At 52.5% G+C, this 26,220-nt stretch carries 25 protein-coding genes; 16 read left to right on the top strand and 9 right to left on the bottom strand.

All coding sequences use genetic code 11. From position 1 onward, the window contains the following. Positions 1-41: 41 nt before the first annotated feature. The 4 genes from ABC502_RS04885 to ABC502_RS04870 all read left to right on the top strand — a co-directional run bounded on the left by ABC502_RS04885 (position 42) and on the right by ABC502_RS04870 (position 1,889). On the top strand, positions 42-527 hold the full coding sequence (locus tag ABC502_RS04885; RefSeq protein ID WP_345915058.1) for a hypothetical protein: 486 nt from the start codon (positions 42-44) through the stop codon (positions 525-527). Beyond that, positions 524-898, top strand: coding sequence for a hypothetical protein (locus ABC502_RS04880; protein ID WP_345915057.1), 375 nt, complete (start codon positions 524-526; stop codon positions 896-898). The genes ABC502_RS04885 and ABC502_RS04880 overlap by 4 nt, the downstream gene beginning before the upstream one ends. 260 nt (positions 899-1,158) lie before the next feature. Further along, the gene (locus tag ABC502_RS04875) at positions 1,159-1,440 is read left to right on the top strand and encodes a type II toxin-antitoxin system Phd/YefM family antitoxin (protein WP_345915056.1); all 282 of its coding nucleotides are present in this window, start codon (positions 1,159-1,161) and stop codon (positions 1,438-1,440) included. Positions 1,441-1,499: 59 nt separating this feature from the next. Beyond that, a complete protein-coding gene (locus ABC502_RS04870; RefSeq protein ID WP_345915055.1) occupies positions 1,500-1,889 on the top strand; it encodes a hypothetical protein in 390 nt (129 codons plus the stop codon). Positions 1,890-1,961: 72 nt separating this feature from the next. Here ABC502_RS04870 and ABC502_RS04865 read toward each other — a convergent pair whose 3' ends face one another. From ABC502_RS04865 to ABC502_RS04855, 3 genes are all read right to left on the bottom strand, one after another. Then, positions 1,962-2,201, bottom strand: a complete 240-nt coding sequence (locus ABC502_RS04865) for a type II toxin-antitoxin system ParD family antitoxin (protein WP_345915054.1) — start codon at positions 2,199-2,201, stop codon at positions 1,962-1,964. 92 nt (positions 2,202-2,293) lie between these two features. Beyond that, positions 2,294-3,214, bottom strand: coding sequence for a Gfo/Idh/MocA family oxidoreductase (locus tag ABC502_RS04860; RefSeq protein ID WP_345915053.1), 921 nt, complete (start codon positions 3,212-3,214; stop codon positions 2,294-2,296). 66 nt (positions 3,215-3,280) lie between these two features. Next, on the bottom strand, positions 3,281-5,539 hold the full coding sequence (locus ABC502_RS04855; RefSeq protein WP_345915052.1) for an arginine/lysine/ornithine decarboxylase: 2,259 nt from the start codon (positions 5,537-5,539) through the stop codon (positions 3,281-3,283). Between the two features lie 270 nt (positions 5,540-5,809). Between ABC502_RS04855 and ABC502_RS04850 the strand changes: the two genes are divergently transcribed. The 5 genes from ABC502_RS04850 to ABC502_RS04830 all read left to right on the top strand — a co-directional run bounded on the left by ABC502_RS04850 (position 5,810) and on the right by ABC502_RS04830 (position 9,757). Beyond that, a complete protein-coding gene (locus tag ABC502_RS04850) occupies positions 5,810-6,601 on the top strand; it encodes a class I SAM-dependent methyltransferase (RefSeq protein ID WP_345915051.1) in 792 nt (263 codons plus the stop codon). Positions 6,602-6,684: 83 nt separating this feature from the next. Further along, the gene (locus ABC502_RS04845) at positions 6,685-6,966 is read left to right on the top strand and encodes a hypothetical protein (RefSeq protein WP_345915050.1); all 282 of its coding nucleotides are present in this window, start codon (positions 6,685-6,687) and stop codon (positions 6,964-6,966) included. A 141-nt stretch (positions 6,967-7,107) separates the two neighbouring features. Beyond that, complete coding sequence (dauA, locus tag ABC502_RS04840; RefSeq protein ID WP_345915049.1) at positions 7,108-8,847, top strand: C4-dicarboxylic acid transporter DauA; 1,740 nt, start codon at positions 7,108-7,110, stop codon at positions 8,845-8,847. 7 nt (positions 8,848-8,854) lie between these two features. Further along, positions 8,855-9,277 (top strand): DUF2007 domain-containing protein, encoded by a 423-nt coding sequence (locus ABC502_RS04835; RefSeq protein ID WP_345915048.1) that lies wholly within the window; start codon positions 8,855-8,857, stop codon positions 9,275-9,277. Positions 9,278-9,373: 96 nt separating this feature from the next. Beyond that, positions 9,374-9,757, top strand: a complete 384-nt coding sequence (locus ABC502_RS04830) for a hypothetical protein (RefSeq protein ID WP_345915047.1) — start codon at positions 9,374-9,376, stop codon at positions 9,755-9,757. A 3-nt stretch (positions 9,758-9,760) separates the two neighbouring features. Here ABC502_RS04830 and ABC502_RS04825 read toward each other — a convergent pair whose 3' ends face one another. Next, positions 9,761-10,150, bottom strand: coding sequence for a thioesterase family protein (locus ABC502_RS04825; RefSeq protein WP_345915046.1), 390 nt, complete (start codon positions 10,148-10,150; stop codon positions 9,761-9,763). Positions 10,151-10,164: 14 nt separating this feature from the next. On the opposite strand from ABC502_RS04825, the gene ABC502_RS04820 reads away from it, so the two are divergent. The 6 genes from ABC502_RS04820 to ABC502_RS04795 all read left to right on the top strand — a co-directional run bounded on the left by ABC502_RS04820 (position 10,165) and on the right by ABC502_RS04795 (position 17,696). Continuing rightward, positions 10,165-10,866 (top strand): 2OG-Fe(II) oxygenase, encoded by a 702-nt coding sequence (locus tag ABC502_RS04820; protein WP_330086426.1) that lies wholly within the window; start codon positions 10,165-10,167, stop codon positions 10,864-10,866. 192 nt (positions 10,867-11,058) lie between these two features. Beyond that, entirely contained in the window at positions 11,059-13,143 is a 2,085-nt protein-coding gene (locus ABC502_RS04815; RefSeq protein ID WP_345915045.1) for a TonB-dependent receptor, read from the top strand. A 250-nt stretch (positions 13,144-13,393) separates the two neighbouring features. Then, positions 13,394-15,727: a TonB-dependent receptor gene (locus ABC502_RS04810; RefSeq protein ID WP_345915044.1), complete on the top strand. Its 2,334-nt coding sequence runs from the start codon at positions 13,394-13,396 to the stop codon at positions 15,725-15,727. A gap of 8 nt (positions 15,728-15,735) precedes the next feature. Further along, complete coding sequence (locus ABC502_RS04805; RefSeq protein WP_330086429.1) at positions 15,736-16,359, top strand: PepSY-associated TM helix domain-containing protein; 624 nt, start codon at positions 15,736-15,738, stop codon at positions 16,357-16,359. 27 nt (positions 16,360-16,386) lie between these two features. Beyond that, entirely contained in the window at positions 16,387-16,884 is a 498-nt protein-coding gene (locus tag ABC502_RS04800) for a DUF2271 domain-containing protein (protein ID WP_330086430.1), read from the top strand. 14 nt (positions 16,885-16,898) lie between these two features. Further along, positions 16,899-17,696 carry a DUF4198 domain-containing protein gene (locus ABC502_RS04795; RefSeq protein WP_345915043.1) on the top strand — a complete coding sequence of 266 codons (798 nt, stop codon included), beginning with the start codon at positions 16,899-16,901 and terminating at the stop codon, positions 17,694-17,696. 4 nt (positions 17,697-17,700) lie between these two features. On the opposite strand, the gene ABC502_RS04790 is transcribed toward ABC502_RS04795, so the two are convergent. From ABC502_RS04790 to ABC502_RS04770, 5 genes are all read right to left on the bottom strand, one after another. After that, positions 17,701-18,156, bottom strand: coding sequence for a GNAT family N-acetyltransferase (locus ABC502_RS04790; RefSeq protein WP_330086432.1), 456 nt, complete (start codon positions 18,154-18,156; stop codon positions 17,701-17,703). 90 nt (positions 18,157-18,246) lie between these two features. After that, positions 18,247-18,996, bottom strand: a complete 750-nt coding sequence (locus ABC502_RS04785) for a 3'-5' exonuclease (protein ID WP_345915042.1) — start codon at positions 18,994-18,996, stop codon at positions 18,247-18,249. 1 nt (position 18,997) lies between these two features. Next, positions 18,998-20,851 carry a DUF294 nucleotidyltransferase-like domain-containing protein gene (locus tag ABC502_RS04780; protein WP_345915041.1) on the bottom strand — a complete coding sequence of 618 codons (1,854 nt, stop codon included), beginning with the start codon at positions 20,849-20,851 and terminating at the stop codon, positions 18,998-19,000. A gap of 83 nt (positions 20,852-20,934) precedes the next feature. Further along, positions 20,935-22,572 (bottom strand): BCCT family transporter, encoded by a 1,638-nt coding sequence (locus ABC502_RS04775; protein ID WP_345915040.1) that lies wholly within the window; start codon positions 22,570-22,572, stop codon positions 20,935-20,937. Between the two features lie 76 nt (positions 22,573-22,648). Continuing rightward, positions 22,649-23,962, bottom strand: coding sequence for a porin (locus tag ABC502_RS04770; RefSeq protein ID WP_345915039.1), 1,314 nt, complete (start codon positions 23,960-23,962; stop codon positions 22,649-22,651). A 129-nt stretch (positions 23,963-24,091) separates the two neighbouring features. Here ABC502_RS04770 and ABC502_RS04765 point away from each other — a divergent pair, with 129 nt between their 5' ends. Next, positions 24,092-26,209 carry a methyl-accepting chemotaxis protein gene (locus tag ABC502_RS04765; protein ID WP_345915038.1) on the top strand — a complete coding sequence of 706 codons (2,118 nt, stop codon included), beginning with the start codon at positions 24,092-24,094 and terminating at the stop codon, positions 26,207-26,209. The last annotated feature ends 11 nt before the right edge of the window (positions 26,210-26,220 follow it).

Below are 26,220 nucleotides of genomic sequence, written 5' to 3'. Positions count from 1 at the left end.
CTACGATGAATTAGCGTTTGGTAATTTTATTGTTAATTTCTATGTTGATCTGCCAGCCTGGCGATGAGCGGGTACTTGCGGTGATGAATCAGTTTTCTTCCACTGAAATGCAGCGCCTGCAGCATGCTTCGGCGCTTTACGACGAGCATTTACTGGCCATTGCCGCCAGCGCCCTGATTGGAGCCAGCAAACATCAATACAATGCATTTCAGCAGTCCATTGTCCGTTATCAGCAAGCGCTGATGGATTTGCATGACGTCAGCCAGGCCAAGACACAGGCGCGTGGTGCTCGCGGCCGGGGTGCTTACAACCCGCAGTTAGCGGCAAAAGAAGCTCAGGTCCGCCGCTTGCATGCCGACATGCAGCAACGCTTTCAATCACAGCTGGCGCGCTACAAAGCCAATCTGGGCACGCAAGCCAACCGCTCCACGCTGGCCAATGTGGATCGCGGTGTTAATGTCGCCCGCAGCGGCCGCTCAATGCACAGCAATACCGCCGAAATGGCATGCTTTGGGAGGGGCGTTTGAAATCATCCAACAGCAGTGGTCAGCCAAAAATTTTAGCTGGAGTTTCACTTGCACATGCTATTAAAGAAAAGATGGGGCAGGATTATCATGGCTTGCTGCCGCCTCATTTCGCTCTTGGTATGGTGGCATTATTTAAGCTGGCGCAACTGTATTCAGTGCTTTGTATCCTTTTAGGCTGTGTGTGGTTGCTGCTGAGCCAACAAAGCGTTCATCCGCCATTGCTGACTGCACTAGCCTTATCAGCAATCGTTGCAGCTGCGATTGCAGCTTTCCTCTTCAGTACTAAAGGGTTCAAAAAAATGGTGTGCTATCAGCAACGAGTGTTGCATATAAAGCAGGAGCTGTTGAAGAAGCGAACCAAGTCTGCTTAAGGAAAGGGTGCTCCCCGAAGCGTCCAGGACCTGATTAGAGCCAGTAACTTTAGGATTAGCTCAAAATTCTCGAGCTTATCCGTAGATGGAAATTGGTCATAAGAAAGATATCGCCTGCTTCGATTTCCGCAAGTGCATCAGATCGGTATACCAGTGCATTTTATCCAGTGTGGCAGCAATCGAATTGGTAAAGATCAATTGCGCTTTTCCCCCTCATAAAGCACAGTTAGTAGTACATTCGCACACAGGGTTATGTTGCCATGACAAAGCTCAGAGTAGATGAAGATAGCCGTCCGTTATCCGGCTTCGGGGCGGGAATAGCATCCTTCGTGAAGCAGGTTAACGAGACGCAGCGCCCGATAGTGCTAACTCAACATGGCCGTAAGGTTGCGGTGCTGATCGGCATAGATGAATACCAACGCATGCAAGAACGGTTAGAGCTGCTGGAAGCTATTTACGCTGCTGAAGCGCAAATAAAGAAGGGTGAGGGGGTGCCTCATGCCGAGGCGAAAGCAATGATTTTAAAACGGTGGCGTACATGAAGCAGGAATGGACCAACCCGCTGCGCGGCTTTCCGCGTTAAACTCGAGCGTTAGTAGATATGATAGAAACTCTATTTCAACTCGCGGTACTGGTTTCTTTGCCAACTTACTTTGGTGTAAGGCATTACTATGAGTATGAATCTTTTAATCGTACTTTGTGGGGGTTTTCGGAAAAGCTTGCCGCTTTATTCTTCATTATTTACATTGGCTTTTTTTTGCTAGTTGGTAAGGAGTACTTGTATTCTTTACGTGAATTTGGAACGGAAAACAGAAAATTTGGCACATTTTTTGTGTTTCCTTCTGTTGCATTTGCAATTGCAATGTTTCCAAGGATTGCGGCAGAGTTTTCTGATAATTATTCAGGGTTGGCTGCAACAGGAATGCAGAGGGCAATTGGCATTTTTGGTTGGATTTATTTATTTATCCTGTTGTTTGTTTTAGTTTTTTAGTGATTTTCTTCGTTAGCGCTTGTTAGCGCATCATGGTCTGTTTCGCCGCAGCAGTGAGCACAAATGGCTTCATCAAGCGTCTTCACTATCGAGTTCACTGATCAAGCTATTGAGATCATAATCGGCATCACCACTTTGTTCCCCTTCGAGCAGGAGTTGTCGCAGTGACTGCAGTTTGGCTTCCTGATTTTCGAGTAAGCGCAGTGCCGAGCGAATCACTTCACTGGCGGAGCCGTAACGCCCATTTTCAATCTGGCTTCTAATAAAGCTTTCGAAGTGATCGCCAAGCGTGATGCTGGTGTTTTTAGCCATGAATAGCCCCAAATACCAAAAAGTACCTAATTATGGTATCTGATGACTTTAAGCGCAAGGCGCATAACCACTAAAGTCTTGAAATGGATGGCTTACCTATCTAAGTGCTGCGGCAGTTTCTCGAGTATCTTTTCGCAGAGTTGATGGGTTAACAACGCAGCATGGTTGGCTGCTGAGTCCGTTTTACCCGTTTTCAGTAACTGGATAAACTGGTCCAGCATAGCAACAAAACCACGCTTATACAGCGTACTTTGCCAGTCATCAAAGCCCAATATCTGGCGTTGATTGTGGCAGCTGTATTCACCCTGCCTTAAATTATCGATTTGCCAGTGCTGATCCTGGCTAAAATACTCCAGCCGCTCAAAGCTGCTACCGGCCATTCTATTCATGGCCGCACTGAACAAGGCATCCTTGTAGTGCCACTGCAGCTGTACACTGCATAATGCTGTAGCAGTGCTGTGTTGAAACAACTGAAAGTCACACTGCTGTAGGCTCGATACCCCACTGACATGACGGACAAAATCCACCACGTGAATAAAGTCATCGTAGATAAAAGTACGGGCTGGGGCGCACTGGTTATGTCGGTGCTTTTGATAATGAACTTGCAGTGGTTTCGTCGCCAGTGCCGGCTGATACAACGGCGCATAGCGCCGGTTAAAACCAACAAAAAATGGCAGATTTTTCTGCTCGGCCAAATTAATCAGCTGTTCGCACTCCGGGAGCCTATCGCTGATCGGCTTATCCACAAAAACAGCGATACCCGCTTGCAGCAGTCGCGTTGCAATAGCGAAATGGCTGCTGGTGGCACTGTGGATCATGACCGCATCCGGTTTCGCTGCTATCAACTCAGCAAGATCTGAATACGTTTCCTCAATGCGGTATTGTTGCGCGAACTGAGCCAATACCTGAGCGTTACGGGTGCAGAGTAGCGGCACTATCTCTGCATGTCCGGTCACTAAAGGCAAATAGGCTTTTTGCGCTATATCCCCTAACCCAAGTAGTGCGATACGCATACGCTTCCCTTTCTCCAATTCGCGAACACCCGGCAGCGCTGCAATGATGGCAGCGCTGCCTTGTCACTAGGACTCTTTGACCACATCAATAAAGTACTTCACTTCGCCTTCTACCGTCTCCCGGACCAGACCATGCACATCGGTCTCAAAGCCCGGGAACTGGTCGTTAAAGGCGCGGGTAAACTGAAGGTACTTAAGAATGGTTTTATTAAAGCGCTCGCCTGGCACCATCAGCGGAATACCCGGCGGGTAAGGGGTGACCAGCATCGCGGTGACACGGCCTTCGATAGCATCAATAGACACCCGCTCAATTTCCCGGTGCGCCATCTTGGCCCAGGCATCCGCCGGAGTCATCGCCGTTTCAATATTCGACAGATACATCTCGGTGGTGACTTTGGCTACATCAAACTGCCGGTAAATATTATGAATTTGCTGACAGAGATCACGCAGGCCAACGCGCTCATACTGCGGGTTTTTCGCCACAAACTCTGGCATTACCCGCCACATCGGCAGGTTTTGATCGTAATCGTCTTTAAACTGCTGCAACTCGGTCACCATCGAGTTCCAGCGGCCCTTGGTAATGCCAATGGTAAACATAATAAAGAACGAATAGAGGCCGGTTTTCTCAATGATAATACCGTGCTCAGCCAGATACTTACTAACAATCGTGGCCGGTATGCCATGCTCGTCAAACTGGCCCTGCAGCGTCAGGCCCGGGGTAATAATGGTGGCTTTGATTGGGTCCAGCATATTAAAGCCAGAAACAATATCACCAAAGCCATGCCAGCTATCCGTGGCATGCAGCATCCAGTTATCACGTTCGCCAATGCCTTCTTCCGGCAAATGCTCCGGGCCCCAGACGGTAAACCACCAGTCATCATCACCAAACTCTGCATCCACCTTGCGCATGGCCCGTCTGAAATCAATCGCTTCGAGCAAGCTTTCTTCCACCAGTGCGGTGCCGCCTGGTGCTTCCATCATCGCCGCTGCCACATCACAGCTGGCAATAATGGCGTATTGCGGGCTGGTCGAGCTGTGCATTAAATAGGACTCGTTAAAACGGTGGGTATCGAGGCTGCGGTGCTGGGCATTTTGTACCAGAATTTGCGACGCCTGCGATAAGCCGGCCAGCAATTTATGGGTCGACTGGGTGGCGAAGACCAGGGTTTCTTCAGAGCGCGGCCGGTCTTTCCCAATGGCATGCATATTGTGGTAAAAGCCATGGAAGCTGGCATGCGGCAACCAGGCTTCATCAAAATGCAGCGTATCGATGGTGGAGCCCAGCTGCTGCTTAATTTCTTCCACATTGTACAAAATACCGTCATAGGTACTTTGGGTAATGGTTAAAATACGCGGTTTTTTGTTTTTGGCGTTGCGGGCAAAAGGGTTGGCTTCAATCTTTTTCGCGATGGACTCAGGCGAAAACTCGCTTTTCGGAATGGGACCAATAATGCCGTAATGGTTGCGGGTTGGCATTAAAAATACCGGGATGGCGCCGGTCATAATGATCGAGTGCAAAATAGATTTATGGCAGTTGCGATCCACCACCACGATGTCACCCGGTGCCACCACCGAGTGCCAGACCATTTTATTCGAGGTCGAGGTGCCGTTGGTGACAAAAAACAAATGATCGGCGTTGAAAATACGGGCAGCATTTTGCTCACTTTGCGCCACCGGCCCGGTGTGATCCAGCAGCTGGCCTAACTCATCGACCGAGTTGCAGACATCGGCCCGTAGCATGTTCTCGCCAAAGAACTGATGAAACATCTGGCCGACCGGGCTTTTCAAAAAGGCGACGCCGCCCGAGTGCCCCGGGCAATGCCAGGAGTAGGACGAGTCCTCGGCATAATCCATCAGCGCATTAAAAAACGGCGGTGCCAATGCATCCAGGTACTTTTTCGCTTCGCGGATAATATGGCGGGCGACAAACTCTGGCGTGTCTTCAAACATATGAATAAAGCCGTGCAGCTCGCGCAGAATATCGTTCGAAATATGCCGGCTGGTGCGGGTTTCGCCATATAAAAAAATCGGGATATCGGCATTGCGCTTGCGCACTTCTTGCACAAAGGCCCTAAGCTCGGTCAAAGCGGCACTGACTTCGGCATCGGTGCCGCTGCCAAACTCTTCATCGTCAATCGACAAAATAAAACAGGAGGCACGGCTGGCTTGCTGGGCAAAGGCCGTTAAATCCACGTAGCTGGTGTACCCCACCACTTCAAAACCGTGGCTGCCGATGGCCTCGGCTAAATCACGGATGCCTGAGCCAGAGATATTCTCGGAGCGAAAATCTTCATCGATAACAATAACTGGAAAACGGAATTTCATCGGTTCATCCTTCGTTGTAAGCGGTTGTTTGCCGGGCCTTTATCAAACGCTCCGGCTTGACGTTCTGCAAGACCGTTCCGTGTGTTTTTTGCTCGGGCTATAAGGGGCTTGCCTTTACTGCATTCTACCCGTATTGCTGTACCCATCTGCAACGATTTGCAAAAATAATTCATCCGATACGTCTGGTTGGCAAACGGCCATGGCAATGCTTAAGGAGTGTGATATTATCACTTTATTGCCCAGGTTATTTGTCATCATTGCGAGTCCGTTATGCCGGTTATCAGCCCCACAGCCCCGAAAATTTCTGCATTATTTCGTTACATAGAGCAACTGCAAGGCGATGCGCCCTGGGGCCATCTGCTGGATGCTGGTACCGGCGTCAATTCTCTGCAATGGATCAGCACGTTAAAAACTGAGCGCTGGACCGCCATTACTGCCTCCGAAGCCATGGCCCGGCAAAGTGCGCAACATTACCCGACCGCCATGCGGCCAGACGATCGGCTGGTGGTTGGCAACTGGATGGACGAACAGCTGCTGGCCGGTGAGCAGTTCGATACCATTTTATTGGATTACTTTATTGGCGCCATCGATGGCTTTGCGCCTTATTGGCAGGATCAGGTACTGCCACGTATTCGCCAGCACTTAAAACCAGGCGGGCGCTTGTACATCACCGCACTGGAGCCTTATGTGCCACTTTACCGCAACAACGAGGTCGATCAATTTGTCACCGAACTTGGCCGGCTGCGCGATGCCTGCCTGTTACTTGCGCAGGAGCGCCCTTACCGCGAATACCCAGCCGACTGGACCTTACGCCAGTTGGAGCGCAGCGGCTATCAGGTGCATAGCTGCAAGCATTTTGGCATCCGTTACGGCGAGCGTTTCTTGCTAAGCCAGCTGGGCATGTGCCGCCAGCGCGCCCAGCGTTTTGGCAACCAGGCGCTGACCGATGCCATGCTGCGCCACGCCGATGCGCTGCAACAGCGCGGTGAAGCCCTACTGGCAGAGCACGGCGTACTCGCCAGCGGCCATGATTATGTGATTGCTGCCAGTGTGCCGGGTTAGTTTGATGGTCAGCATTGAATGGATGACTGCCTGAATTACACCTGAGCATCCTAACCCCATATAGGTGAACTGACGCAATGAGAATGGCATTTAAAACTGGATTGGTTCTGTTCCTTACGCATTGCGTCTTATTGTATGCCACTATGGGGCGGGATTTAGGCGTTTGGTCGGAAATCCTGCTGGCGTCCATCTATCTTCCTCTGATGCTGCTGCAGCAACTTGGTGTACCTGTCCTCGGTGCGGCAGAATCCTGGGGCTGGCCTGCACCCACTTTGCTTGGTTATGTGCTTCTTGTGCTGTTCTGGTTGGGGAGCTGGATGCTGGTTGGGTATTTAATCACACGAGTCATGCTACAAATAAGATAATTACTGACAAACTTGTACTAATGAGCCCAGTCTTGTTCTACCTTCAGAGCCAGCTTATTTTTTCGACTAATAGCCAATAGGTTCTGGCCTGCAATGGCGTTATACTGAGTAAAATCCTCTGGTTAGCATAGGGATGGTGAGATGTCGCACCGGGCCCATTTATTTTCCTTGCGCATTTGCCATGCTCTGCGTGAAAGCCTGGCCGAGGGCTACAATCGGCGCAAGCTGATGAAAGATCTGCTGGCCGGTGTGACGGTGGGCATTATTGCCATCCCACTGGCGATGGCGCTGGCCATTGCCTCGGGGGTGCCGCCGCAGTATGGCCTGTACACCGCCATCATTGCTGGTTTTGTGATTGCGCTGACCGGTGGTTCGCGCTTTAGCATCTCGGGCCCAACCGCGGCCTTTGTGGTGATCCTCTATCCGATTGCTTTGAAGTATGGCCTCAGCGGCTTGTTGCTGGCCTCGGTGCTGGCCGGAGTGATGCTGGTGGCTATGGCATTGTTTCGGCTTGGCCGGTTGATTGAGTACATTCCTGAATCCGTCACCCTGGGTTTTACTTCCGGCATTGCCATCGTGATCGTCATTTTGCAGCTCAAAGACTTCTTTGGTTTGCCGCTCGAGGCCCTGCCAGAACATTTCGCCGATAAGATCTGGCTGCTGGTGCAGACCATGCCGCAAGCCGGCTGGGCCAGTGTGCTGGTGGCCAGCACCACCTTACTGGTGATGATTGGCTGGCGGCGCTTGAAAACGCCGGTTCCACCGCATTTACCGGCGCTGTTGGTGGGCACCTTGCTGGGCATGTTGTTGCTGCATTTTGGCGCTGATCTGGCGACAGTCTCTTCCCGTTTTAGTTATCTGACCAGCGATGGCAGCCTGGCCGCCGGTGTACCGCCGTACTTGCCTTACTTTGACTGGCCCTGGAACCGCCCCGGCCCGGATGGGGTGGCGCTTAGTTTTAGCTGGCAACTGGCGAAGGATTTGCTGGCGGCCGCTTTTGCCATTGCCATGCTGGGAGCCATTGAATCGCTGCTGTGCGCCGTGGTGCTGGACAATGCCAGTGGCCGGCGGCACAGTGCCAACAGTGAATTGCTTGGGCAGGGGCTTGGCAACATCATTACGCCATTCTTTGGCGGTATTACCGCAACGGCAGCGCTGGCTCGTTCTTCCGCCAATTTCAATGCCGGGGCACAGTCGCCCGTTGCCGGCATGGTGCACGCCCTGGTGGTGTTGCTGGCACTTTTGCTGCTCACCCCTTTATTGGCCTATATCCCGATGGCGGCGCTGGCAGCCTTGCTGGTGATGGTGGCCTGGGGCATGAGCGAAGCGCCGAAAGCAGTGCATTTGTTAAAAACCGCGCCACGCAGCGATGTGCTGGTGTTTATGGTGTGCCTGCTGCTGACGGTGATTCTGGATATGGTCATCGCCATTACCGCTGGCATTTTGCTGGCGACCTTGCTGTTTATGAAAGATATCGCTGCCATGACCAAAGTGACCGATATCTCCAAAAACCGCAAGCAGGTGGAACAGCCATTACCAGCAGGCTGGAAGGTACTGAAAATCAGTGGCCCGCTGTTTTTTGCCGCCGCCGATCGTATTTTTGCTGAAATTGGTTTACTGAGCGCGCAGCAGCGCGGCTTGCTGTTGTATATGGATGGGGTGCCGCTGCTGGATGCCGGCGGCCTGGCAGCCCTGGAAAAACTCAGAGCACAGTGCCGCAAACAGCAGGTCGAACTGCTAATCGCCGATCTGCAGTTCCAGCCTCTTAAAACCCTGGCTAAAGCGGGTGTGCAGCCTGAGCCAGGCATCCTTACCTTTTATCCGACCTTGCGTGAAGCGCTGGAGCAGTTGTATGCTCGACAGTCTAGCCCCCTGAATTGACAGCAGCATGCCAACACTTGTAACCATTGAGGTTTTTACCAACCCTGTTGAGGCCCATCTTGCCAAAGGGCGGCTGGAAGCTGAAGGGATCCCTGCCTGGATCGCGCATGAGCATCATATCTGGGCGAACTGGAGTCTGTCTCAGGCCCTCGGTGGGGTCAGAGTGCAGGTTCAGGCAGAGCAGGAAGTACAAGGCCGGACTATTTTGCAGCAGCATCTGGCTGGGGAGTATGAGGCCTCCTTGCAGCAGGAATTTCCGGATACAGAGCCGGAGGGATGCCCCCATTGCGGCGCGAAAGCCATCCAGCACAGCATACCACCAGCCATGCTGCTGTTGCTTATCTTAACGCTGGGGGTCGTCGGGGTTATTTTTCCGGTGCGTAAAGCCAGGCATCGTTGCCACGGTTGCGGCCATCGATGGAACCTCTAGCAACCAAGCTCTTTCTACCTCCAAAACTCCCCCTTGTGCTATGGTTATGGCTGCAAACGTATCAGGAAGTACCCAAACTCACCACAAGGAGGTTTTATGTTTTTTCCCGCGATGGCCTTACTACTAAGCACTTCTGCCATGTCAGCTGGTACCGGCACACTGTGGCTGGACGGTGAAGCCTTCCCGGTGGAAGTGACCAGTTGTGCTGAAGATCCGGAAACAGCTGGTGCACGGGGCACGCTGGCCGATGGGCAAAGCGTCACGCTGATGTTGCAACGCTGGCCGGGTATGCACGCATTGTCGGTCACTTACGACAACGCCCAGTGGGTGCATCGCGGCCCTGAAGACAGTGCAGAGGCCCCTGAACTCAAGCGCTGGGTGGACGATGGAATATTGAAAGCCTCCGGCACGGTCTCGGTGTTTCCGCCGATCCGGCAGGCCAGCATGACGGTGCGCTTTGAGGGGCGTTGCCCTGGCTAAGCGCTAGAGCGTATGCTGCTCCAGGGCAGCTTTCAGCGCCGGGCTGAGCGCTTTGGCTTTTTGCAGTTGGTAGTCAAAATGCACCAAAGCCGCTTTGCCTTCGGCGCAGCAGTGGCCGTGCTGCCAGGCTTGCTGGGTGACCTCAAAAGAGCTGTTACCAATCCGACTGATCCAGCTGCGCACTTCTACCTCACTGCCATAATGCAGCTGGGCTTTAAAATCCACTGCTATGCTGGCAACGATCAATGGCCAGCGCTTTAGATCCAGCTCTGGGGTGAAAATCTGAAAAATAGGCGTGCGGCAGGCTTCAAACCAGACCGCGACCACGGTATTGTTAATGTGACCTAACGCATCCGTTTCTGAAAAACGCGGTTGTATAACTTCTGTGAACATTGCAAGAGAGACCCATGACTGATTTTATTGAGGTGTACGATGATGCGCTAAGCCCGGCTTTTTGCCAACAGCTGATCGCTGATTTTGAGCAAAGCGCACACAAAGCTCCTGGCCGCACCGGTGGTGGGGTAGATCCCAGCAAAAAAATAAGTACTGATCTGTACTTAAACGAGCATGCCGCATACCAGCAGCACCTGCACACCATTATTGAAGCAACGTCCAACTATGCCGAGCAGTATTTTCGGAAGCATCACTTTGCTTTGATTGGCCCTATTGCATTGACCATCCGCCATCCACAAACCGGCCAGCCGGTGGCATTGACCCACGATAATTTTACCGAGTTCGGTAGTGATAAAGTGGCTGACTATATGCGGGCCTTGTTTCGGATTGGTGCGGTGCAAATGCAAAAGTACGACGCCGGCAAAGGCAACTACAATTACTGGCATTCCGAAGTATATCCGCAGCAGCCACACAACGAGGCTTTGCACCGGGCGCTGTTGTTTATGTTCTACCTGAACGATGTTGAGGACGGCGGTCAGACCGAGTTTTATTACCAGAACAAAGCCATCCAGCCTAAAACCGGTCGCATGGTGATAGCACCGGCCTACTTTACCCATACCCACAGAGGCTGTATTCCGGTATCCAACGATAAGTACATTCTAACCAGTTGGATTTTGTTTCAGCGTGCGGAGTATCTATACGGCAGTGCTGGCTAAGGGGCATGCAAAGAGACCGGTTCAGTCGCGAGGGCGCAGAGGAAGTGCGCCCTTATTAAGTAAAACAATATCACAATTCAATTGACAATCATTATCATTAGCGCTTAGGATCCTGCCCCAAACAGAACAACAAGAGCAGTGGTTACGCACACTGCTGATTGACGATTCATTCTTAAGTTAAGGGGTATCATCATGGCTGTAGGAAGAACATTTACACCCAATAAATTAGCGTTGGCACTGGCACTTGGTGCTATGCCACTGACTACTCTGGCTGGCGAAGTTGTTGGCGACGACGATGGCGCACAGCGCTCATCAGCTCCGCGCATTGAAGTGATCCGTGTGAAAGGCGATCAACTGAGTCATGCCCATATTGAAACCGGTACGGTGATTTTGATCAGTCGTGATCAGATTGATGCTATTCAGCCTTTGTCGACCGAAGACGTATTGCGCCGTGTCCCGGGTATCAATATCAAGGGCGAAGAAGAAACTTCCATTGTTGCCAACTTTGGTTTACGTGGTTTGTCGGCCAGCGAATCCAAATCACTGGTGCTGGAAGATGGCGTACCGGTAGCTCCGGGGCTTTTTATTGGCAATGATCGTTATTTCAACCCGCGTATTCAACGTATGGACGGTGCAGAGATCTTAAAAGGCTCGGCGTCGTTGCGTTATGGCCCATCCACCATTGGCGGTGTTGTCAACTACATCACCAAAACACCGGATAACGGTGTAGAGCTCTCTGGCCGTATTGGTTCTTTCAATATGCGTGAAGCCAGCATCGAAGCCGGTGGTAAAAATGCTTCGGGCGATGCGTATGCCGGTGTGGTCGCCACCCATGCCAAGAGCGATGGCTTTATGGACAAAGGCTACGAGATGAGCGATGTGATGGTAAAAGCCGGCACCGCCATTGGTGACAACCAGCGCATTGGTGTGAAATTCTCTTACCATGAAAACGATGCCAATATTTCTTACCGTGGTTTGCTGTTGAACGATTACCTGGCCGGTGAGCGTTACAATCCGGCACCGGACGACTGGTATCTGCAAGATCGCAAAGCTTTTGACGTAAACCACGAATGGACTATCAACGACACCACCACCCTGAAAACCCTGGTGTACTGGAGTGATGTCAGCCGCGATTACTGGCGTTACAATGTGGATACGGCTGCATCCAATGCTGCCGGGCGTTGGGTTTATACTGATGATTTAACCGGCAATAACCGTAGCTTCGAGCGTTTTGGTGTCGAGACCCGTCTGAGTCTTTCACATCAGTTGGGTGACCTGGCTGCTGACACTGAGTTTGGTTTACGGCTGATGCGCGAAGAGTCCAACGATATGCGTATTCGCGCTACCCGCGCATCGGATCGCACTGGTGTGAATGACCGCCATATTGTTGACTCGGCCGATAGCATCGCCGCCTATGTGCAAAGCCGTATTGAACTGACTGAACGCCTGGCGGTAACACCAGGGGTGCGGATTGAGTCGTATGAGCAAGAGCGGGAAATCCTGACTCAGAACAATGCTTCAGCCAAAACCAGCAACACGGAAGTATTGCCAGGTCTGGGAGCGACGTATGAGCTGACTCCTGCTGTGCAACTGTACGGTGGTGTATACCGTGCGTTTTCTCCGGCATCCAATGGCGTGGCCCTGGATGGCCTGACCGATCAGAAGCTGGATGGTGAGCGGGCTACCAACTATGAGATTGGTATCCGTGGCAGCGAAGGCGCGCTGAGTTTTGAAGTGGCTGCTTTCTATATGGACTTCAGCAATCAGGTGGTAACGGGCAACAGCGATCCAAACTTGTCTCAGTCCAATGCAGGTAAAACCGAGCACAGCGGTATGGAGTTGGCACTGGCTTATGATTTTGGTGCCGGTTTTAGCCTGGATACCAATGCCACCTGGATCCCAACCTCTAAGTTCAAGACCGGTGATCACAAAGACAATCGTTTGCCGTATGCCCCTAAGTTTATGGCCAATATTGGCTTGAACTACAGTGCAGATAACCTGAAAGCGGCGCTGACAGCACACCACCGTGGTGAGCAGTACGGTGATCCGAGCAATCAGGTTGAGTTGCCAACCGGTGCCGGTGGTGGCATCTGGGGTGGCTTGCTGCCTTCGTATACCGTGTTGGATCTGACTGCACAGTACAGTGTAAGCAATGAGTTTACCCTGTTTGGTGCTGTGAAAAACCTGACCGACAAGCAATACATCGCTGGTTTGCGTCAGGGTATCTATGTTGGCCCGGAGCGCTCTTTCGAGCTGGGCTTCCGTTACCGCTTCTAACCGCTCTGTACTAGCTGGTCACTGCCAGTCCATGGCAGTGACCAGGACCTACCTATCCCCCATATTTTCCCAGTCTTCGGGTTTTACTCCTTCCTGTTATTGCTCTGCTGCTGATGCTCGGCAACTAGCCCCTATGCTAGATGATAATTGTTTACATTTGCTATTGATCTTAATGGTGAGAATCATTATCATTTGCACCGCGCTATCGAGTGTCCCCAATCTGGCACCGTTATAACAACAGGAGAAACGAATGAAAACCTTCCGTCGCAGTGCTGTCGCTGCCCTTGTCGTGTCTGCTATACACCTACCAGCCTTGGCCGGAGTCAAGATGGATTTGCCGGAGTACGATGGCGAAGTCATCGTTGTCACCGCTGCAGGCTTTGAACAAAAGCTGATTGATGCACCTGCCAGCGTCACTGTGGTTACACGGGAGGAATTAGCGGCCAAGCCTTTTACCAGCCTGGCAGATGCGCTACGCGATATTGAAGGGATTGATGTTGGTAGTGGCCAGGATAAAAACGGCAATATCAGCATTACCATGCGGGGCTTGCCATCCGATTATACGCTGGTGTTGTTTAATGGGCGTCGTCAAAGCGACATTGGCAACATAGGCCCCAATAACTTTGGTAACAGCCAGTTTATGTACATGCCGCCACTGGCTGCGATAGAGCGCATTGAAGTAGTGCGTGGCCCTATGTCTACCTTATATGGTGCTGATGCCATTGGCGGGGTTATTAACATCATTACCCGGCGCCATATGGACAGCACGCATGGCAGTGTGACAGCCAGCTACAACTGGCAGCAAGACAGCCAGTATGGTGATGATAAAAAACTGGACTTATTTTTAAGCGGACCAGCCGGTTTAAATGGGTTGGTGTATCAACTGCGGGCTGGTATTTATGACCGGGATGATAGCGATCCAAGCTATCAGACGGCATTGCCCTTGCCGGATGGTAGCATCTGGTCGGAGCAAGGCAATTTCGGTGATCGCAAAATTGTGGCAGCAAAGAATTGGAATGCTGGTTTTTCATTGAACTATGCCTTGACCGAGCAACAGGATGTGGCGGTTGAATACGATATATCTAAGCAGCGTTACGACAACCGTCTGGGGCAAACCGGCACACTGGATTCGCCAGAAAGCCTGTGGCGGGCCAGTCGCGGCATTGTGATGCCCAGAGTCGGTTATACGCCATACCAGCGGGTAGAGCGGGAACAGTTTGTGCTTAGCCATCAGGGGCGCTTTGATTTTGGCAATTGGCAAAGCGCATTAACCAAGAGCCGCAGTGAGAACTTTGGCCGCTCTTTACCGCTGACGGTGCAGGAACGTTTGCAGGTGCAAGCCATTTGGGACCAGGCCATTGCTGATCAGGGCGTGACAGCTCCGGTGCTGACTGATGCCATTCGGTCGCAATTGGAAGATGAGTTTTTACCACGGCCGCTACGTACTCTCAAAATTGATAATCTGATCATCGATACCAAGCTGGAATCGCAGTGGCAGAACCATTTCTTTGTGGTGGGTGCGCAATACTTTAATGCCGATATGGAAGACGGTGTTTTTGGCATGTATGGTGATGGCTACCGCGCAGGTACCGAAGCCAAACACCGTCAATGGGCTATTTTTGCTGAAGACAGCATGGATCTGACCACTGATTTAACGGCAACTCTGGGTGCCCGCTACGACCATCATAATATTTTTGGTAGCCAGGTCAGCCCGCGTGCTTACCTGAACTGGCGTGGTTTAAGCAACTGGACGCTGAAAGGCGGCATCAGTACCGGCTACAAAACACCGCGTCCAGAGCAATTGTTCTCCGGTATTACCGGCTTTGGTGGTCAGGGTACCAGTCCTTTTGTCGGCACGCCTGATCTGCAGCCGGAAACCAGTATCAACTACGAAGTCGCGGCCTATTACACCGGCAGCGATCGCTTCAGCGGCAACATCACGCTGTTTTACAATGATTTTAAAGACAAAATTATTACTCAGGATAGCTTGCCCAATTGTGAGGTGGCGGCGGCTGGTGAAAGCTGTGTCGATGTGGGGGCTGGATGGGCTGATTTAGGCTACGTTAGTTTTAGCCAGGCAGCCAATGTCGATAAATCCGAGACCCGTGGGGTTGAACTGGCAGGTAAGGTGAAACTGAGCGACAACTGGTCCATGACAGCGAACTACACCTTTACCGACAGTGAAGTTAAAAGTGGCAACAATCAGGGCTTACCTCTGGTTAGCACGCCACGGCATATGATCAATGCCAATCTGAGCTGGCAACTGACTGAGCCATTCTCTTTATCGCTGATCTCAGAAATTCGCAGTAAGCGCTTCCGTGGTACTCAGATTGATCAAGGCCCGGATGGCCCTGAAACCAATAAACTCTACTATAAATCGTACCAGTTGTTCCATCTATCAGCCATGTATCGGGTATCGGATGCCTGGGTGGTCAGTGCTCGCATCAACAACCTGCTGGATGATGATTTATCCAGTCGTACTTGTCGACTGACCGAAGCGCAGGATGCTTACAGCTGTACATCGGATTACAACACCTCGATGAAAGCACGTAGCTTCTGGCTGTCTGCGACCTACAACTTCTAAGGTGGCGGATGAAGCCTAGTCCGTTCAATCTGCAGCGCCTGATGCGGGCGCTGCATACCTACAGCGCGATGTGGGTGCTGTTGTTGTTGCTGTTTTTTTCTATCACCGGCATCACCCTTAATCACCCGAACTGGCAGAGTCAGTGGGGCAGTTATCAGCGCCTGGAATTGCTGCCTGTACCGGCTGAGTTGCAGCGTGATGCGATGCCCGAGGCACCGGATCAGCAACACTGGTATGCGCAGGAAGTGCAGCAGTGGCTGCAGCAACAGCATGGTGTGCGGGCTACTGAGTGGCGCTATCAGTTTGATAATGATGATGAACTGCTGGAGCTGGAGTTTAAGCGCCCTGCTGGTTATGTCACGGCGCTGCTGGACTTTGACGCGGCTGAGCTGGAATTGGAGCAGGTGTTTGCCGGTTATCTGGCGCTGGCCAATGATTTGCACAAAGGACGTGATGCCGGTGGTCTTTGGGCCTGGTTGATTGATATCACGGCTATCAGCTGCCTGGTGTTTGCGCTGACTGGTTTTTATTTGCTGCTGAAATCGCAATCGATGCGAGCCATCGGCAATACCTTGGCATTGCTGGGTGGCATGGCCGCCATTCTGATTTACCTGATGTCTTTGCACATCTGAATTTGCAATTTAATGAAGGGAGTTTGTATGCGATCACTGTTGTTTACTGCTGCGTTATTGCTTGGCCTCGGCTTGATTGCTCCGGCCAGTAAAGCGCAGGAACTTACTATCTCACTGGAATTGCCGGTGATAGAAACCGCTCAATACTATCGACCTTATGTGGCTGTCTGGGTGGAGGATGAAGCGCAGCAACCGGTACGTCTGATTGCGCTTTGGCGTAAAGAGCCAGACTGGCTGAAGGATATTCGTCGCTTCTGGCGCAAAATTGGCCGCAGTGAGACTGAACTGGTCGATGCCCGTACCGGTGCTACCCGCACCCCAGGCCGTTACCAACTGAGTTGGGATGGACTGGATGATGCCGGCCAGCCATTGCCAGCCGGTGAATACACTGTTTTTGTTGAAGCCTCGCGTGAGCAAGGTGGACGCAGTTTGCAACGTCAGAGCTTTCAATGGGGCGGCGCGGCTCAGCACTATACCCAGGAAGCGATGCCGGAGCTGGGCGAACTGAAAATTACTCTAAACTAAAAGGACCATCACGCATGAAAAAAATGATTTTAGCAACCCTGTTAACGCTGTGCAGTGCCAGTGCTGCAGCCCATACCTTGTGGGTGTTACCCAGTCACTTTGTGCTGTCATCGGAGGACAGCTGGATTTCGGTGGATGTATCAGCAGCCAATATGACTTTTGTGGCAGACAAAGGGGTGAGCCCGGCCAATCTGTCGATTGTTTTTCCGGATGGTCAGCGCCAGGCTTTTGCTCAGAGTTACCAGGGCAAGCGTAAGTCGCAAGCAGATCACCAGTTGACCATGGATGGTACCTACCGCATTGAATTGGGTGGGCCGGCACGTTACTTCACCTTTTTCCAGGAAGATGGTCAGCGCCGTCGTATTATGGCCAATAAACAAGAGCGGGCAGCTCAGTTACCAGCCAATGCCACCAATGTTGTTACCACCCGTAGCCGTGGCCGGGCACTGAGCTATGTGAGTGTCAATGCCCCCAATCAGACGGCACTGGCACTCAGTAATGATGGGCTGGAGTTAAAGCTGTTGACTCATCCGGCCGATGTGGTGGCGACCGAGCCGGTGCGCTGGCAGTTTGTGCTGGATGGCAAGCCGGTGGCTGATGTGCAGGTAGAATTGTCGCGCGAAGGCGAGTTGTACCGGGACGATGCCGGCCGTGAGGTGCTAAGCTCAGATGCCAATGGTTATCTGACCTTTACCCCGCAGGTGCCAGGCCGTTATGTGATTGAAGCCAGCGTGCAACTGGACAGCAGCAATGCGCTGGCAGATCAGGTGCGCGAAAGTTTGACCCTGACGTTTGAAGCCGCCTTGCCTTAATCGTTTAGCGATAGGGTAAGATCATCTTCAGATGAGGAATATCGTCTTCCAGGTAGGGTTCACTGGCTGCCTGGAAGCCGTGTTGTTCATAAAACTGCTGCAGATAACACTGGGCAGAAATATGAATATCCATACGTGGCCAGTGTTCTTTGGCCACGGCGATGGTTTTCTCCACCAACACCTGGCCCAGCCCTAAACGCCTGGCCGTTTGCGAGACGCAGACCCGGCCCACGCCAGGGTAATGATCAAAGGCCACTCCAGGCGCCAGTACCCGCGAATAGGCAATCACTTTGTCGCCTTTTTTCAGCAACACATGCCGGGTTTGCGGATGCAGGTCCCGATCATCCAGTTCCGGGTAAGGACAGTTTTGTTCTACCACAAAGACATCGACACGCAGTTGCAACAGGGCATACAGCGTATAGGTATCCAGTTGCTCAAAAGTCAGCACCTGCCATTGCATGCAGTTTGGCTCCTTGCAGATTATTCATACCGTTTTACTATACCAGAACTGGCAAAGTGGGTGTGAGCAAAAGGCTGCTTTGTGCTTCGCTCAGCGCCAAAGCTCCGACAAGGGAGTGTCCGGGCTAAAGCGATCAGCAATTTGGGCTTGCAGTAACTCGGCACAGGCCAGCGCATCGGTTAGCGCATGGTGCGGCCGGTAATCTGGCAAACCATAGCGGCGGCGACTATCTGCCAGCCGAATGGAGACCGGTTGGCGGCCCAGCAATTTATCCAGCAGGCTGGGTGGTCTGGCCCGATGCAGCCGTGCTTCCAGCTCCATGGTATCGATCACTGGGAAATCAATGCCTTCACCAAGCCTGTCCCGCAAGGTTGCGGCTAAGAAAGGGCGTTCAATGCCACGAAAATGCACCACCACTACCTTGCCGGCCATTTGCTGCAGCAGTTCGGGTAAGATCTCGGTGATATCCGGCGCGCTTTCGATGGCGCTATGGGTAATGCCATGCACCACCACCGATTGTTCAGTTAAAGCAAACTTGGGTTTGAGCAACCAGTGCCGGGCCTGACTGCTGTGGATCCGGCCAAGGCTCATCGGCACTGTTCCTATGCTTAAAATGCCATCGCGTTTGGCATCAAAACCGGTGGTTTCAAAGTCCATAGCCAGCAGTGGTACCTCAGACAGGATGCTATCGGCAGCAGGAATTCCTGCCTGGTAATACTGCTGCAGTGCCCAATGCCTGCTTTGCTTAGCCCGATTGGCAAAGTGTTGCGGCCAGTCAGCCACGGCCGGATCACCAGGCAGGCGGCGTTGCTTCTGTTTGGCTGGCCCCAGATACAGCATATCAGCTCCGGTTGCCCTGATAGCGAAACTTCAGGTACTTCTGGGCGTTACTGAGCACCTGAAAGGCTTCTTTTAAGTTACGGCGCTCAAAATCAGACAGCTGCTCCGGTGCCAGTTGATTATCCGGCTCGTCACCGGCTTCCAGCGCCAGTGCCTGATGGCGAATACGGGCCATGGCTATCACCTCCAGCGCATCGCGCAAATCCTCGCCGCGCCCTGGTGGCAGTACGCCGGCTTTGATGATGGCTCTGAGCCGGGCGAACGAGTTATTCTCGCTGCAACCAATCGCCAGCGCATGCACCCGAATAAGATCTGCCATCGGCGCGGTACCCCGACGTTTGATATTCAGCGAGTTGTTCTGCCTGCCATCTTTTTCCATCACGAAATCTTTGAAAAAACCCAATGGTGGTGTGCGCTGCAGTGCATTACGTACCATGGATGCGAGAAAAAGAGGGTGCTTGGGTGCCTGTTGCCAAATACTGCGGTTTAATTGCTCCGCCCATTCCAGCCTGCCCCAGACGCCAGCCAGATCAAAGAAAATAGAACTATGCAGTAAGCGCTCAGCACTGGGAGCTGTGATCCAATCCCGAAAATATTGCTGCCAAACGTGCAGGGGCTGCCGCCACCTGGGATTGGTGGCCATGATGTCACCGGTGCAATAGGTGTAGCCACAGGCGTCCAGGCCATCGCAGACAAATTGGGCCAGTTCTTGGAAATAGGCATCGTGTTGTTCCGGCACAAAATCGTTGTGCAGAATAAGCGCATTGTCCTGATCGGTGACAATCAATTGCTCTTCCCGTGCCATCGAGCCTAATGCTAAAAAGCAATAGGGCACAGGCGGCGGGCCTAACTGTGCTTCAGCCAGTTCCAGCAAGCGTTGTTTAAAACTGCGGCCAATCACTGCCATAGCGCTGCCTATCATATGAGAGTTGGCATCTTCGTTCACCATACGCACAAAGCAGGCACGTACATCCGGCACCAGAGCCGCCAGCTCGCTGACCGATTGCTGACGGAAAATACTGCTGACTACAAAAAGGCTGTTTTTCGACTCGTAACGAATAATATCGGCTATGGCAATCACCCCAAGCGGCTGACCTTGCTTTAATACCGGCAGGTGATGCACATTGTGGCGCAGCATCAGCAGCATGGCCTCGAACACAAATTGATGATGCGAAATGCTAATCAGCTCGGTGGTCATGATGTCGCGTACCGGGGTTTCGAACGGCAGCCCTGGTGCAACCAGGCGGTTGCGCAGGTCGCGGTCGGTCAGAATTCCTGCCATCTGTTGCTCTGCCATCACCAGCAAGGATGAAACGCCGGCTTCTTGCATTGCCATGGCGGCGTCACGGGCACTGCTGTCGATGTCCAGCAGCACCGGAGCTCTGCTGATCAGGGTGCTGACTTTCGAGGTCATCAGCTCATTGGCATCTGCCCGGCGATTGGGGGTGTTTTTACGGCGTTCCTCATCGCTGATCTCAACATAATCGGCAAAAAAATCACTTTGCTCACACAGTTGATCAAACTGCTCGGCCGGGATCAGATACAACAAGGTGTCTTCCAGCGCTGTCGCAGGGAAACGGACTTTGCGGTTTCTTAGCAAGCCCTGCTCGGCAAAAATGCCACCTTCACTGAGGCGGTTGTACAGCTCACCGGTACGACGAAAGGTTTCTACGGCGCCACTGCGAATCACATAGAGTGCATCCAGTGGTTGATCGAAGCGAAGAATGGGCGTGCCAGCCTTGAAATAGCAGATATCGATGTTGCTGGCGACTTGCTGCTGCAAGTCATCCGGTAATTCTTGAAAAGGTGAGTGCCGTTTCAGAAACTCCAGAATTTCAATTTGTTCAATCTGCATAGTAAAAGCTGCCTGGCTATGGAGTGTGTCGGGGCGTATTGCGACGCCCCTTCCGGATACGGCTGCCATGTACCTCTGATGACTCAGGCTTTTCCCGGCCGTGGTTCAGACATTAATCCTTTCACCACTGCGATACAAGCCACCAGTAATACTATGGTAAAGGGAAAACCTGTGGATACGGCCATGGCCTCAAGAGCTTTTAAGCCACCTCCCACCAGCAATGCAATGGCAACCAGGCCTTCAAAGGTACACCAGAAAACCCGTTGTGGTGTGGGGGCATTCACCTTGCCGCCGGCGGCAATGGTGTCGATTACCAGGGAGCCGGAATCAGACGAAGTAATGAAAAACACCACCACCAGAATAATGGCAATAAAGGATGTGACTTGGGCCCAGGGCATAAAGTCCAGCATGTTGAACAGCTGCAAGGGCAACTCCGCCGAAGCGGCAGCCTCGTAGCCATGATCGACCACCTGACGAATGGCAGTCCCACCAAACACCGACATCCAGAGTACACAGGCCAGTGATGGGATCAGCAAGGCTGAAATAAGAAATTCACGCACGGTACGACCACGCGAGACGCGTGCGATAAACATCCCGACAAATGGAGACCAGGATATCCACCAGGCCCAGTAGAAGGCAGTCCAGCCTTGTGCAAAATTGGCATCTTCGCGGCCAATCGGATTGGCCAGTGCCGGCAAATGGTGCAGGTAAGCGGTGAGGTTTGCCACAAAACCAGTCAGAATCGCTACTGTAGGCCCGACAATGATGACAAAAAGCATCAGCAGTGCTGCCAGCGTCATATTGATTTCCGACAGGCGTTTTACCCCGGCTTCCAGGCCCGCCAGCACTGAAACCAGAGCGATTAAAGTAATACCAATCACCAGCAGCACCTGCATGGCGGTGTCCTGCGGCAAACCAAACAGGTAATTCAAACCGGCACTGGCCTGGGCGGCGCCCAGACCCAGCGAAGTGGCCAGGCCAAATAAGGTGGCGAATACGGCGAGAATATCAATGATATGACCAGGCCAGCCCCAGACCCGCTCACCAAGCAATGGGTAAAAAACCGAGCGTACGGTTAACGGTAATCCCTTATTGAACGAAAATAATGCCAGCCCAAGCGCCAGTACCGCATAAATGGCCCACGGATGCAGCGCCCAATGGTAGATGGTGGCGGCCATACCCAGCCGTTCAGCTGCGGAAGCATCGCCACCCGCTCCGCCTAAAGGCGCCGAGTCGGCACGGACCCCCTCTTCAAAACTGGTACCGGCATAGGCATTGCTGAAGTGGGTGAGGGGCTCAGAAACACCATAAAACATCAGGCCTATGCCCATTCCGGCAGCAAATAGCATCGAAAACCAGCCCAGGTAGCCAAAATCCGGCGTAGCCTCGGTGCCGCCAAGTCGGACCTTGCCGAGGGGGGATACGATCAGAACCAGGCACAGCACTACAAAAATATTGGCCGCGGAGATAAAAAACCAAGCAAGATTCGAGGTAAGCCAGCCGCGTAAGCTGGCAAATACAGGTTCTGCCTGGCTATGGAAGCTGATGGTCAGGATCACAAAAGCGATCACGCTCAGACCAGAGATTAAAAATACCCGGTTGTGAATATCCAGGCCAAAGGGGCCCACTTGTACCACGATATTGTCCTGACCTATCTGGTAGTCGGTATCGATTGGATTGACCTTGCCATCCGGCTTCAGAGGGTCATTTGGATCTGCCATCAGTGCTTCTCCTGGTTGTCGTTGTTTGTTGCAGCGTCAAAGAGCAAAGGCCTGAGACAGGCCTTCGTTGGGCAGGCTAGAAATAATAGCCAATATTGATGTTAAAGCGTCGTTCGGTATCGTTGCTGTCACCGGAAGCGGAGCCACCGACGAAGGGTTGGTTGCGGGCATGCACTAAATCGAAGTAGCTAAAAAAGCCGCCGGCGGCAACGGAGAAACCAGTGACATTCATCCAGGTGTCGGCGGTGTTGTCGGATTTGTCGTATACCAGGCCATAGTTGTTGTAGAACTGCATCCCGGTCACCGGCCCCCATTGCACCGGCAGGCTGTAGGCCAGATTGACGGTGCTGGTTGTGGCCTTGGCGGCAATGCTGTCAAAAAAAGCATAACTACCTACCGCCATACGATCCATACCATCGACATTGTAGCGATACTCACCATGTTGCAACTGCAGATTCCAGCGATCAAAGTGGCTGTTTAGATGCAGCGCCCAGGCGTTGTAATTGCCAGCCCGGCTCACGCCATCGTGCAGGCCACCATGCAGGGCCGAGATACCGACTTCGGTGGTGACCCCTTCACGGTGTTCAAAATGATAGGCAAAACGGCCGGATAGGGTGTTGTATTCCCCCAATGGCTGGGCCGGGTCATCATAAATGCCATCGCCGGGCAAACGAAAACCAACCACATCGTACGAATAGCGATCGGCCCGGCTGCTGACATAGCCATCGACCCCACCCAGTTCATCATTTTTGAAAAAAGCCAGATCCAGCTGCCAGTTGTCTTTGACGCGGCGCTTGAACAGGATGCCTAAATCGTGGTCGTCTTCCAGGCCAAGGTAGTAGTTGGTGCTGAAAAAGTAATTGTGGGAGTTGTAGGGCCAGTTGCCGAAAGGTACCTGGGTAATGCCGGCCTGTACCTGCCAGTCTTCGTTCAGCTGATAGCCAACATAGGCGTATTTTACCGCCGTCATGTAATCGAAAAAGCGGATTTCGGCATTCAGCAACACATCACCAATACTGCCGTTTAAATTCAAACGGAAAATATCAAAAGCAAAATCACCACCACGGTTTTTATTGCCATCGCTATACGAGGTATGGCTGTAGTTGGTGCGGATAGCGCCGCCCAGCGAAATACCATCACTGCTGGCTTTAGCCGGCTCCAGGTTTTTCAGGGTAGAGGCCACTGCCGTACTGCTTTGCTCCACGCTCTCAATGCTCTGCTGCTGGGCTGCCAGTTGTTGTTCCTGCTGCTCAATTTTTTGCTCGAGCAGTTGCAGTTGTTGCTTTAACAGTTCCAGCTGCTGGCGCAGCTCATCCACATCGGAGGCGTGCAGGGTGAAGGGGCTAAAAACCAGGGCGAGACAAAGCGCCAGGCGACTTTTACAGTGCATGGGGTTTACCTGTTTGATATAAATAAAGATTTGTAAGGAAGATCATAGCTTAAATCTGGCAGGAACCCAAATTTACGGCATACTTAATCCATCTCTTAATTAACTTTGTAAGGTCGGCAAAGTATGGCCATGTTTGCATTTAAAACCATGCGCAATCAGATTTCTGTTATCGCAGGCAGTTGCTTAATTGTCGTGGTTGCAGCCAGTATCGGGCTCGGTGTTGTACTGTCGCATCAATTGTTCCAGTTCAACCGGGCCAGCAGTACCGCCTTGTTTCAGCAAGAGGTAGAACGATCACTAACTAATCAGTTGCAAGTGCGGGCGGATGAAATTGAGCACCTGATTGTGCAATCACTGGGGGTAGCCAAGGGGCTGGCGGATAGCATGCAGTCACTGATGGACTCCGGTGCTATAGAGCAACTAAGCAGAGAGCACATCAGTGAACTGGTGCATACGGCCATGCGCAATAATGCTCAAGCTCTGGGGGCCTATATTGTCTGGGAGCCGAATGCGGTAGATGGGCGTGATGCTGAATTCCGTGGGGAAGGGCGTCACTCCACCGATGAGGGACAGTTTGGCCCATACTGGACCCGCGACCAGCGTAACCGACTGGATCTAAGGCCAGTGACCACCACGGATCTGTACAGCGAAACCCGGGATGCCCAGGGCATGCGCCTGAACGAATGGTACCTGTGTTCCAGAGATCGCCGCAATTCCTGTGTGATTGATCCTGCAGTGTGGGATGTGCAGGGCGTGCCTACCCTGATGAGCTCCATTGTGCATCCGGTGTTAAGCAACAACCGCTTTGTGGGGATGGCCGGTGTCGATATCTCTATGGCGTTTTTACGGCAGTTGTTGGCGGAGTTGGATACGGAGTTGTACCAAAGTGCTGGCGATTTACGCATTGTGTCTTACCGTGGTTTTTTGGTGGGCAGTACCCAAAGCCAACAAGGGGTGGGGGAGCCTCTGGCGGCCGCGGAGTGGCAGCAGTTGCAGCCCTTGGTGCGTTCTGGCAATGCCAGCTTCCGACAACAGGGAGACGACTTTGTGGTGACAGTACCCATTGCGCTCAGTGCTTTTGAAACGCCCTGGTTATTGGAGTACAAAGTGCCTATGGCGGTTGCTTTGGCAGAGATGGTGCAACTGAGCGATACCTTAAGCAGTCGTTTTAACCAGAGTTTATTCTGGCAAGTGTTGCTGGGAGTTGTCGTGGCACTGGCGGGGGCTGCCTTACTCTTTGTCGTAGCTGGCCGTCTGGCGAAACCCTTGCAGCAATTAACATTGATGGTGGATAACCTGGCTCAGTCGGATGGTGATTTAACCCAGCGTATCGGTTTAAAACGGCAGGATGAAATAGGCCAGCTTGCTGTTGCATTGGATCTGTTTCTGGATAAAACCCATCAGATAGTACGGGATACGGCCCTGCTGGTACAGAGCCTACAACAGTCATCAGCTGCAAGTGCTGATATTTCACAGCGTACACATCAGGAAGTGGCCCAGCAGCAACGCTCGATCGAGCAGGTGGCTACGGCTGTGACTGAAATGTCGAGTACCGCCTCGGAAGTGGCATCGCAGGCATCTTTAACGGCTGAATCCGCCCAGGAGGCAGCGGGCTCTGTGCAGCAAGGCGATCAGGCGGTGGTCACTACGGCTCAGGTTATTAGTGAGCTGGCCGACAGCATGCAGCAGGCCGGTAGCATGATGAGCGAACTGGAGCAGGCCAGCAGCAGCATTAACAGCATTGTGGAGGTGATACGCAATATTTCTGAGCAAACCAATTTGTTGGCACTCAATGCTGCTATTGAAGCAGCCCGGGCAGGGGAACAGGGCCGGGGTTTTGCGGTGGTCGCCGATGAAGTCCGTAGTTTGGCATCCCGAACTCAGGATTCTACCGGAGAAATCCAACAGTTGATCACCGAGCTGACCGGCAAAACTCAGGCGGTAGTGCATGCGATGCAGCAAAATCAGCACATGACCGGGCAAACCCAGCAGCAAGCTAAAGCGGCACAACAAAAACTGGAATTGGCGATAGAGGCCACGCACCGGATTAGTGATGCCGCCACCCAAATAGCCAGTGCGGCTGAAGAGCAAAGCGTGGTGAGTGAAGATATCAGCAAGAATGTGGTTGAAATCAGCACAGCGGTCGCAAGCTTAAGCCAGGCCGCAACCGATGCGGCCGAGCAAAGTCAGTTGATTGCAGCTATTGCGCGGGATATTGATGCGCAGGTTAGCCGCTTTAAATATTGATCAGGTCGCCA

The organism is Alkalimonas sp. NCh-2, from assembly GCF_039631345.1.
GTDB lineage: Bacteria > Pseudomonadota > Gammaproteobacteria > Enterobacterales > Alteromonadaceae > Alkalimonas > Alkalimonas mucilaginosa.
The sequence above is the reverse complement of the archived record's forward strand: the minus strand, read 5'-3'. Positions and strand labels throughout refer to the sequence as shown.